The sequence below is a fragment of the Hutsoniella sourekii ATCC 700629 genome (assembly GCF_000518205.1).
GTDB classification, from domain to species: Bacteria; Bacillota; Bacilli; order Lactobacillales; family Aerococcaceae; genus Hutsoniella; species Hutsoniella sourekii.
Genome location: NZ_JADD01000027.1, coordinates 21,096 through 31,164, shown reverse-complemented (window position 1 = coordinate 31,164; position 10,069 = coordinate 21,096). Strand labels below are relative to the sequence as shown.

10 protein-coding genes are annotated in these 10,069 nt (G+C 38.9%); all 10 read right to left on the bottom strand.

The window, feature by feature from the left end:
- Nucleotides 1–228: helix-turn-helix domain-containing protein (locus tag T408_RS0107235; protein ID WP_028119339.1), on the bottom strand; the 228-nt coding region annotated here is incomplete at its 3' end.
- 170 nt (nt 229–398) lie between these two features.
- Nucleotides 399–851, bottom strand: coding sequence for a 50S ribosomal protein L9 (gene rplI, locus T408_RS0107230; RefSeq protein WP_028119338.1), 453 nt, complete (start codon nt 849–851; stop codon nt 399–401).
- A gap of 1 nt (nt 852) precedes the next feature.
- Nucleotides 853–2,853 carry a DHH family phosphoesterase gene (locus tag T408_RS0107225; protein WP_028119337.1) on the bottom strand — a complete coding sequence of 667 codons (2,001 nt, stop codon included), beginning with the start codon at nt 2,851–2,853 and terminating at the stop codon, nt 853–855.
- Between the two features lie 120 nt (nt 2,854–2,973).
- A complete protein-coding gene (gene rpsR, locus T408_RS0107220; protein WP_028119336.1) occupies nt 2,974–3,207 on the bottom strand; it encodes a 30S ribosomal protein S18 in 234 nt (77 codons plus the stop codon).
- A gap of 34 nt (nt 3,208–3,241) precedes the next feature.
- Nucleotides 3,242–3,757: a single-stranded DNA-binding protein gene (gene ssb / locus T408_RS0107215; protein ID WP_028119335.1), complete on the bottom strand. Its 516-nt coding sequence runs from the start codon at nt 3,755–3,757 to the stop codon at nt 3,242–3,244.
- Between the two features lie 41 nt (nt 3,758–3,798).
- Complete coding sequence (gene rpsF, locus T408_RS0107210) at nt 3,799–4,092, bottom strand: 30S ribosomal protein S6 (protein ID WP_028119334.1); 294 nt, start codon at nt 4,090–4,092, stop codon at nt 3,799–3,801.
- A 163-nt stretch (nt 4,093–4,255) separates the two neighbouring features.
- Nucleotides 4,256–6,727, bottom strand: a complete 2,472-nt coding sequence (gene gyrA, locus T408_RS0107205) for a DNA gyrase subunit A (RefSeq protein ID WP_028119333.1) — start codon at nt 6,725–6,727, stop codon at nt 4,256–4,258.
- A gap of 21 nt (nt 6,728–6,748) precedes the next feature.
- The gene (gyrB, locus tag T408_RS0107200; protein ID WP_028119332.1) at nt 6,749–8,662 is read right to left on the bottom strand and encodes a DNA topoisomerase (ATP-hydrolyzing) subunit B; all 1,914 of its coding nucleotides are present in this window, start codon (nt 8,660–8,662) and stop codon (nt 6,749–6,751) included.
- An 11-nt stretch (nt 8,663–8,673) separates the two neighbouring features.
- Nucleotides 8,674–9,798 carry a DNA replication/repair protein RecF gene (recF, locus tag T408_RS0107195; RefSeq protein ID WP_028119331.1) on the bottom strand — a complete coding sequence of 375 codons (1,125 nt, stop codon included), beginning with the start codon at nt 9,796–9,798 and terminating at the stop codon, nt 8,674–8,676.
- Nucleotides 9,799–9,807: 9 nt separating this feature from the next.
- Nucleotides 9,808–10,029, bottom strand: a complete 222-nt coding sequence (gene yaaA / locus T408_RS0107190) for a S4 domain-containing protein YaaA (protein WP_028119330.1) — start codon at nt 10,027–10,029, stop codon at nt 9,808–9,810.
- Nucleotides 10,030–10,069: the final 40 nt, after the last annotated feature.

The following is a 10,069-nucleotide window of genomic DNA, read 5'->3' as shown; positions in this document are numbered from 1 at the left end:
CAGAGTAGCATGGTGCTTAGGACGACGACCTTTTGAAGCCTTCTTTTTATTCGCATGTTTTTGCGCTGATCTAGCTTGATAGGCTTCTGAGTGACAACGATTCAGCTCTCGATAAATCGTTGAGCGATGGCAGCCAATAATATCAGCTATTCGGCTAACTTTATAGCCTTCTTTATGCAGGACTTCTATTTTTAATCGTTCTTCTATGGTAAGATGTTTGTAGCTCATAACAGGCCTCCGTGTTCATGTTGGTGTGGTAACTTACATTTTACACGAACCTGTTATGGGTTTTTATTATTTGTCGCAATTAATTTTACAATCTATCACATAAAATAACCCCCAAAAGTTAGATTTTTAACTCTAACTTTTGGGGGTCAGTACATAACCCAGCTTTTTTATTATTCAGCTACGACATGAACTTTGATCGTTCCTTCTACTTCAGGGTGCAATTTAATTGGTACTTGATAATGACCTAGGGCTGCAATATTTTGATCTAACTGAATATTACGTCGATCTACCTTAATGTCATGCTGTTGTTTTAATGAATCACCAATTTGCTTAGAGGTAATTGTCCCAAATAATTTACCTTCATCACCGACTTTAGCAGGAATTTCAACAACAATTTCATCTTGATCCAATTGTTTTTGAATAAGCTTAGCTTCTGCTAAATCTTCAGCTGCCTGCTTTTGTTCCTGTTTTTTCTTGGATTTTAAATGATTCAATGCACCAGAGTCCGCTTCTTTAGCTAAACCATTTTTTATCAAATAATTACGCCCATAGCCATCGGAAACTTCAATTACCTGACCCTTTTTCCCTTGTTTCTTTACATCTTCTAATAAAATAACTTTCATATTACTCTTCCTCCATCTCTTGAATCACTAATAACAATTTATTATATGCTTCTTTAATCGTCAAGTCTTTTAGCTGAGTCGCAGCATTCGACAAATGACCTCCACCATCTAATTGTTCCATAATTCTTTGGACGTTAATATCTCCTAAACTTCTAGCACTGATGCCAACTACATTCTTATCTCTTCTATAAATAACGAAGGAAGCCTCTATATCCTTAATATCCAACATCATATCAGCAGCTTGAGAAGCAATAATATTATCATAAATTTGATCATCAGGTCCTAAGGCTACACTATAGCCATTACCTATCAGACGGATTGTTTCGATTAATTTGTTTCTTTTAATAACTGAGTCAAGATCTTCTTTTAAAATATGCTGAATTTGGTTAGTGGATGCACCCCTGGATTTCAAATAAGACGCGGCATCAAAAGTTCTTGATCCAGTCCTTGACCCAAAATTATTAGTATCAACAATGATTCCGGCTAATAAAGCTGTCGCTTCAAACGCATTGAGACCGCCGCTTAAATTTCTTCGGTTCATAAAGAACTCAGTAATAAGTTCAGAAGTAGAAGAAGCATAAGGTTCAATATAGGTCAATATAGACCTTGCGACAAATTCTTCCCCTCTTCGATGATGATCAATTACTACGACATCTACTTGCCCCAACAAGTCGCTAGCTTCAGATAAGGAAGGTCGGTGATGGTCGACAAGTATTAATAAGTTCTTCGACCCAAGTTGGTCTTTAGCTGAAGCTGGATCAATAAAATTATCTTTAATCGATGGTTCATCAGCCATTCTCAATAAGGCTTGAACATCTGAGTTTAGTCCTTGCTCATCAATAATAATCTTGCTGTCTTTACCCAGCTGATGAACGATCTTCTGAACACCAATAGCTGATGCTATGGAATCTAAGTCGGGTTGCTTATGACCAGCAATCCATACAAAATCCGCTTGACGAATCGAAGTTTTCAATGCTTGGTAGATGAGTCTTGATTTGACATTGCTTCTCTTTTGACTTGGATTGCTTCCACCGCCATAAAAGCGTGCCCGCTCATCAGCTGCACGAACTACAACTTGGTTGCCTCCCCTACCTAGAGCCAAGTCTAAATTTAGCTGAGCTTGATCTGCTAAATCATTAATGCCATAATTTTTTCTCGAAGGATAAGCGATCCCCAAACTGATAGAAATAGGTATATTATTTTTATAATTCTTCTGGTAGAGTTCATCAAAGAATTTGAATTTATTTTTTTCGAGTTCCTTAAGTGTTGCTAGATTCATGATAATAATAATCTTCTCATCATCAATTCGTTTGGAGTAGATATTAAATTCCTTGGTCCATGAATTGATACTGGCAAACAGGCTAGCATCAAAATTAGTTGCTTGCTCGTCATCCATTGTTTCAACGACTTCATTGTAATCGTCCAAGAAAATATAACCAAACACCAAAAGATTATTGTTTTGTTGTTCTACGATTTCTGTTTCACGTGAAACATCAACTAAATAGATTGATTGGTTATCAGCCTCATGTTGATATTTAAAAGTGCGGTCACCAATGGTGATTAAATCCCATTTGTCTTCGGAATCTTCTTCAATAATTTTAATGAATTCTGAACCTAAGTTTTCTATTTTACTTCCCAATAATTCCTTGCCTTTAAAACTGGCCTGCATAGCTGGATTGACCCATTTAATTCTCAAATTGTTATCGTACATTACAATAGCTATGGGAGCTTTGTATAAAGCTTGGTTATAGCTTTTGTTGGCATTTTTGGATAAGTCGTTGGCTAATGCGTTAATATTTTGCATAATGTTATTAATATTCAGCGCAAAGAAAACAACCAATAATAGTAGAAAAAGTATGAGCATTAAACCAATTTGCCAATACAGAAACAAGGCAATCAAAGAAATAACACAGTAAATAAGAAGCAAAGTATAAATTTGCCAGCTAATGGCAAAACTTTGAAAAGCTTTAAAAAAATACTTAATCTGTTCTAGAGTTTTCATATCTCACCTCATTGTTATCATCTATTCTACCACAATTAGTTTCTAGGCGGTATTGTTTCGTAATAGATATAGATGCAAAAAGAAGAGTGGAAGCTAATCCACTCTTCTTACTTAAATTCATTAATCTTGTACTGTAAATGGTAGCAAAGCCATAATACGAGCACGTTTGATCGTACTAGTTAAAGTACGTTGGTGCTTAGCACAAGTTCCTGTTACACGGCGAGGTAAAATTTTACCTTTTTCTGAAACGAAACGTTGTAATAATTCTGTATCCTTATAATCAGGATGATCTAGATGGTTAGCGCAGAAGTAACATACACGTCTTCTACGTCTTCCGCCACGACGTTGTGCCATGATTATTCCTCCTTTAGTTTAGCTAATATATAGCTTAAAATGGTAAGTCATCTTCTGAAATATCAATTGGATGGCCATCCTCCACAAATGGGGATGATGAAGATGAATTCATCGGGTTATTATTGAATGATTGATTATTAGGTTGATAGCTTGATTGGTTATTATAATCGTTAGCAGTTGAATAATTATTTGAATAAGAATTTCGTTCTTCAACCGGTCTCTGTTCTGTTACAGAACGCGGTTCCAGCAAGTGGAAATTATTGACAACGACTTCGGTAACATAAACACGTTGGCCTTGTTTGTTCTCATAGTTCCGGGTTTGAATTCTACCCTCAACACCAATTTGTGAACCTTTACGAGTAAAATTAGCTAAATTTTCAGCTGCTTTACGCCAAATCACACAATTGATAAAGTCCGCTTCTCTTTCACCTTGTTGATTGGTGAAATTGCGGTTAACTGCAAGAGTAAAGCTACCAACAGCTACACCTGATGAGGTAAACCTCAAGTCAACTTCCTTAGTTAAACGACCGACTAACTGAACAGTATTCACCGATTATTTCCTCCTAAGCAAATTGTTCCACGTGAAACAAATTAATCTTCAACCTTTGTAATCATATGACGCAAAATATCGTTGTTGATTCTTGCTAGACGATCGAATTCGTTGATTCCTTCAGCATCAGTTGCTTCTGCTTGAATTAAGTGGTAAACACCTTCACGGTAATCATCGATTTCATAAGCAAAACGACGTTTAGCCCAATCTTTAGACTCAGCAACTGTTGTTCCATTGTCAGTTAAGATTGAATCAAAACGCTCAACAAGTTCCTTCTTTGCATCTTCATTCATATCAGGACGAATAATGTAAAGAATTTCATATTTTTGGCTCATTTGCCACACCTCCTCTTGGACTATATGGCTCTTTCATCTGAAAGAGCAAGGAGAGTATTAAATAACAATACTCACATCTTTGTATTATACGTATTATTAATTCTAAATTCAAGTCATTCTCCAAATAAAAATAAAAAAAGTCAGCGAATGCTGACCTTTTTATTTATTCTTCTTCCTCAGTTGATGATTCAATTTTAGTAAAGGAACTAACACTACTATTTTCATCTAGGCGAATCACTCGAACCCCTTTAGTGGCTCTACCAGTTTGAGAGATTGATTGCACATCAATTCGAATGACAATCCCTTGGTCGTTCATAATCAGTATATCTTCATTTCCTTGAACCGTTAAGATTCCTGCAAGGTATCCGGTTGTTTGAGAGATTTTACTTGTTACAACTCCAAGACCTCCTCGATTTTTCAAGGCATATTCATTAGCAGGAGTCCGCTTACCATACCCTTTCTCGGTGATAACCAAGACATCATCCGATTCGTGTAATGGACTAGCACCAACGACATAGTCGGATTCTCTTAGTCGAATAGCTCGCACCCCAGTAGCAGTCCGCCCCATAGACCGGACCTTATCCTCCATGAATGTAATCGCATAACCGTGATAGGTTCCGATAATAACAGCCTGGTTGCCATCTGTTTCAAAGACTGAAACTAGCTCATCACCTTCCTTAAGATTAATAGCAATTAAACCATTAGTCCGAATGTTATAGTATTCAGACGCTTTGGTCCGCTTACCTGTTCCACTACGGGTCACAAAAAACAAATGCTTATCTTGACTATTGCCAGAAGCTTCGTCTTCATGATTAACAGCAATAATATCGCGAACAATTTCGCCTTTATCTAAATCAATCAAGTTAATGATTGGCAGACCCTTAGCTTGGCGACCATATTCCGGGATGTCATATCCCTTAGCCTTATAGACTTTTCCTTGGTTTGTAAAGAAAAGCAAGGTGTCATGAGTTGAGCAAGAGACTAGCGTTTGAATCTCATCTCCCGCTGCTAGCCCCATCCCCTTCACGCCTCGTCCACCACGGTTTTGGACTTGGAATTCATCTTCTGTCATCCGTTTGACGTAACCGTTGTTCGTTAAGGCCACTAGGATATGGTCTTCAGGGATTAAATCTTCATCTTCAACATCGACAATTTCACCTGGACGAATCTCAGTTCTTCTTGGACTAGGGAATTTATTTTTGATTTCAAGTAACTCGTCTTCAATAATTTGATGAATACGAGTTTTGCTTCCAAGAATTTCAGTTAAATGCTGAATCAAGGCCACTAAATCATTATATTCCTCTTCGATTTTCTCTCTTTCCAAACCAGTTAATCGCACGAGACGCATATCTAAGATGGCTTGAGCTTGAACATCAGTCAAGTCATATTTATCTATTAATTGACTTTTGGCGGTTTCCCCATCAGCCGATTGGCGGATAATATTAATGATTTCATCAATATAATCTAGGGCGATTCGTAAACCTTCTAAGATATGGGCACGTTGTTCAGCCCGCTTCTTTTCAAATTCAGTTCTGCGCCGAATAACTTCTACCTGGTGGTCGATGTATTTGCTGAGAATTTGTTTAAGATTAAGGACTTTAGGGACCCCTTTATCAATAGCTAGCATATTGATTCCAAAAGTAACTTGAAGGGGCGTATATTTATATAAGTTATTGAGCACGACGGTCGCACTATTTTCTCGGCGCACCTCAACGACTATGCGCATCCCTTCGCGACCTGATTCATCATTGGCATAGGTGATACCTTCAATCCGCTTTTCGCGGGCTAGATCAGCAATTTTCTTAACTAGGTTCGCCTTATTAACTCCATAAGGAATCTCACTGATGACAATTCGCTCGCGGTCACCTGAAAGTTGCTCAATTTCTACTTTACTGCGAAGAATAATTTTCCCCTTACCTGTCTCGTAAGCCTTGGCAATTCCAGATAAACCAACAACACTGGCTCCTGTTGGAAAATCAGGACCCGGTAGCACTTCCATTAATTCCTTAGTGGTCACATCTGGTTGGTGCATTAATTTTATCGTCGCATCAATTACTTCACCCAGATTATGAGGTGGGATATTAGTAGCCATACCTACCGCAATCCCAGCAGCCCCATTGACTAATAGATTAGGAAAACGAGCAGGAAGTACAATGGGTTCTTGTTCTTCTTGAGAATAGTTATCTTGGAAATCAATCGTATCCTTATTGATATCACGAAGCATTTCCAAGGCAATTTTACTCATTCTGGACTCAGTATAACGCATGGCGGCGGCCCCGTCACCGTCGACTGAACCGAAGTTACCGTGGCCGTCCACTAACATTTCTCGGTAACTGAAGGGCTGAGCCATTCTTACCATTGCTTCATAAATAGCAGAATCCCCATGGGGGTGATACTTCCCCATAACATCCCCAACAATACGTGCTGATTTCTTGTAAGGTTTGTCAGGAGTCACGCCCAGTTCACTCATACCATAAAGAATACGCCGTTGAACCGGTTTGAGTCCATCACGAACATCTGGTAATGCCCGAGAGACAATTACACTCATGGCATAATCCAGGAAAGAAGTTCGCATTTCACTTGGTAAGTCGACTACCTCTGGTTCCCTATGATTTAATTCAAATTCGTCACTCATTCTTACCCTTCTTTCTAATGATTAAATATCGAGGTTTTGAACGTAGACCGCATTCTCCTCAATAAATGCTCGCCGTGGTGGCACATCATCTCCCATTAACATTGACATTACTTGGTCTGCTTCTTCAGCATCTTGAACCGTTACTTTTAATAACCGACGATTTTCAGGATTCATCGTCGTGTCCCACAATTGTTCATAATCCATCTCCCCAAGACCCTTGTATCTTTGAAGACGATAGCGAGTATTTGGATTTTCCTTTTGCCATTTCAATAACTCTTCATCCGTATCTAGGTAAAGTTCCTTTTTGCCTACTTTGATTTGGTAGAGAGGGGGTTGGGCAATATAAACATAGCCTGCATGAATTAAAGGTTTCATATAACGATAAACGAGGGTCAAGAGCAAGGTTCGAATATGAGCGCCGTCAACATCCGCATCGGTCATTATAATCAATTTATGATAACGTGCTTTGCTGACATCAAATTCAGCGCCAAATCCGGTTCCCATAGCGGTGAATAGGGATCTAATTTCTTCATTATTCAATATTCTATCCATCGAAGCCTTCTCAACATTTAAGATTTTCCCACGTATAGGCAGAATTGCCTGGTACATTCGAGATCGACCTTGTTTGGCGGATCCACCGGCTGAGTCCCCTTCGACAATAAATAATTCATTTTTTTCAGGATCACGGCTGGAACAATCCGCAAGCTTACCTGGTAAATTGGCGATTTCTAATCCTGATTTTTTTCGCGTCATTTCTCGGGCACGCTTGGCTGCATTTCTAGCCTGAGCGGCTAAAATTCCTTTTTCCACGATTAGTCGCGCAGTTTTAGGATTTTCTAGTAAAAACTTTTCGAATTCTTGGCTAAAGACCCGGTCAACAATTGTTCGAACCTCAGAATTACCTAACTTGGTCTTGGTTTGACCTTCAAATTGTGGGTCTGGGTGTTTTACAGATACAATCGCTGTGATCCCTTCCCGCGTGTCATCACCAGTTAGATTATTATCATTATCCTTTAAAAGCTGTTTACGCCGACCGTAGTCATTAATAACCCGTGTCAATGCCGCCTTGAAACCTGATTCGTGAGTTCCCCCTTCATGCGTGTGGATATTGTTAGCAAAGGTAAGAATACGTTCTTTATAACCAGTAGTATATTGAATAGCAATTTCAACTTCTATCCCTTCTGATTCACCCACAACATCAATAGGTTCCTCATGAAGAGCTTCTTTGTCTTCGTTTAAAAAGGCAATATAACTTCTTAAACCACCTTCATAATGATAACTAGCCGATTCTTCCTGTCCCGCTCTTCTATCTTCAATCGAAATTCGAAGGCCTCGATTTAAGAAGGCCAATTCCTGGACACGTTCGCGTAGAATTTCGTACTTAAACTCAATGGTCTCACTAAAGATAATTGGATCTGGGGTAAAATTAACCCAGGTCCCAGTATGGTCAACAGTACCAATTTCTTCTAATTCTTGAACCACTTCTCCACGTTCAAATTGAATTTGGTGGAGAATCCCATCTCGGGCCACTTCTAATTTCAAATTTGTGGTCAAGGCATTAACGACAGCAGCCCCAACCCCATGTAGGCCTCCTGAGACTTTATAGTTACTGTTGTCGAATTTTCCACCCGCATGTAAAACCGTATAGACCGTCTCAACCGCTGGTCTCCCTGTTTTTTCTTGGATGTCCACGGGGATACCCCGCCCATTATCAATCACTGTGATACTGTTATTTTCTTCGATAATAACTTCGATATGGTCACAGTAACCGGCGAGTGCTTCATCAATCGCATTATCGACAATCTCCCAAACTAAGTGGTGCAATCCTTCTGGTCCAGTTGATCCGATATACATCCCAGGACGCTTACGAACAGCTTCTAAACCTTCTAGAACTTGAATTTGACTGGCATTATAGGAATTATTCGTTTCAACCATATCTTTCTCCTTTATTCTTGATATTCTTGGACCCTGCCATTACTAACAACTAACACTTGCGAATTATCTAATTGATCTAGGTGGATACCTTCCAAGGATGCGGTAGTTAGAAAAGTTTGAACACGATTTTCAATCCGCTTCATTAAGATGTTTTGTCGTTTATCATCCAATTCAGATAAGACATCATCCAGTAATAAGATAGGATTTTCACCTGTTAGTTCATGGATAAGATCAATCTCCGCTAACTTTAAGCTTAAAACTAGGGTCCGTTGTTGGCCCTGGGATCCATATAATTGGGCATTTTTGTTATTGATCATAAAAACTAAATCATCTCGGTGAGGGCCGTAACGAGTGTGTCCTTTTTCTCTTTCTCGTTCTAAGTTATTGCGGTAGAGTTCTAATAAGTTTTGCTTGATCTGTTCTTCATCTTCCTGATAATTCAACATCGAGTGGCTAGCTTGATAGCTGAGAACTAGGTCTTCTTTATTTTGCGTTAGATCAAGATGGATACTTTTTGCATAATGATTAAGCCGCTGAATAAAATCAAGTCGCTGATTAATTATATAGACAGCTCGCCCCACTAATTGATCGGTAAGGATTTCTAGATACAAGGGATCGAAGGCCTGAGACCGACCGTAATCTTTTAAGTAGGTATTTCTTTGCTTAAGAATACGGTTATATTCCAATAAATTCTGCAAGTATAGCCCCTTAGCTTGACCTAATTCCGCATCTATAAAACGACGTCTAGTACCAGGGGATCCCTTAACTAACTGCAAGTCCTCCGGAGCAAACAAAATAACATTCAACTTACCGATAAAATCACTTAGTCGTGCTTGCTCGACATAATTAAATTTAGCCATCTTGCCCTTACCTGACAGTTCAAGTTCTAAAGGGAATTGATAGTCTTGCTTTTCAATAGTCGCTTTAATCAAAGCCCGGTCATGATCCGCTTGGATCATTTCGCGGTCATGATTGGTTCGGTGGCTCTTGGCTAGAGACAATAAAAAAATCGCCTCAAGGAGATTGGTCTTTCCTTGGGCATTTTCACCCATCAAAATCGTTAACCCATCTTGAAACGATAATTGCAAATGATCATAATTTCGAAAATGTTTTAGTTCTAATTCCTTAATCAGCATCATCATCACCTAATTAGAGATAATTAGCGTGATTTCTTCATTGGGCAGGTCCACTTGGTCTCCAGCATATAGTTTGCGACCGCGACGGTCTTCTTCTTCACCGTTAACATAGACATAATATTCAGCCAAATACCACTTAGCCATTCCTCCACTGGGAATAATCTCTGCACGTTTCAGCAACTGGCCGAGTGTAATATAGTCTGATTGGATGACTAAAGTTTCTTCGGTCAAATTCCTCACCTAATTTCTCTATTTTCCTTCTCTATTATAG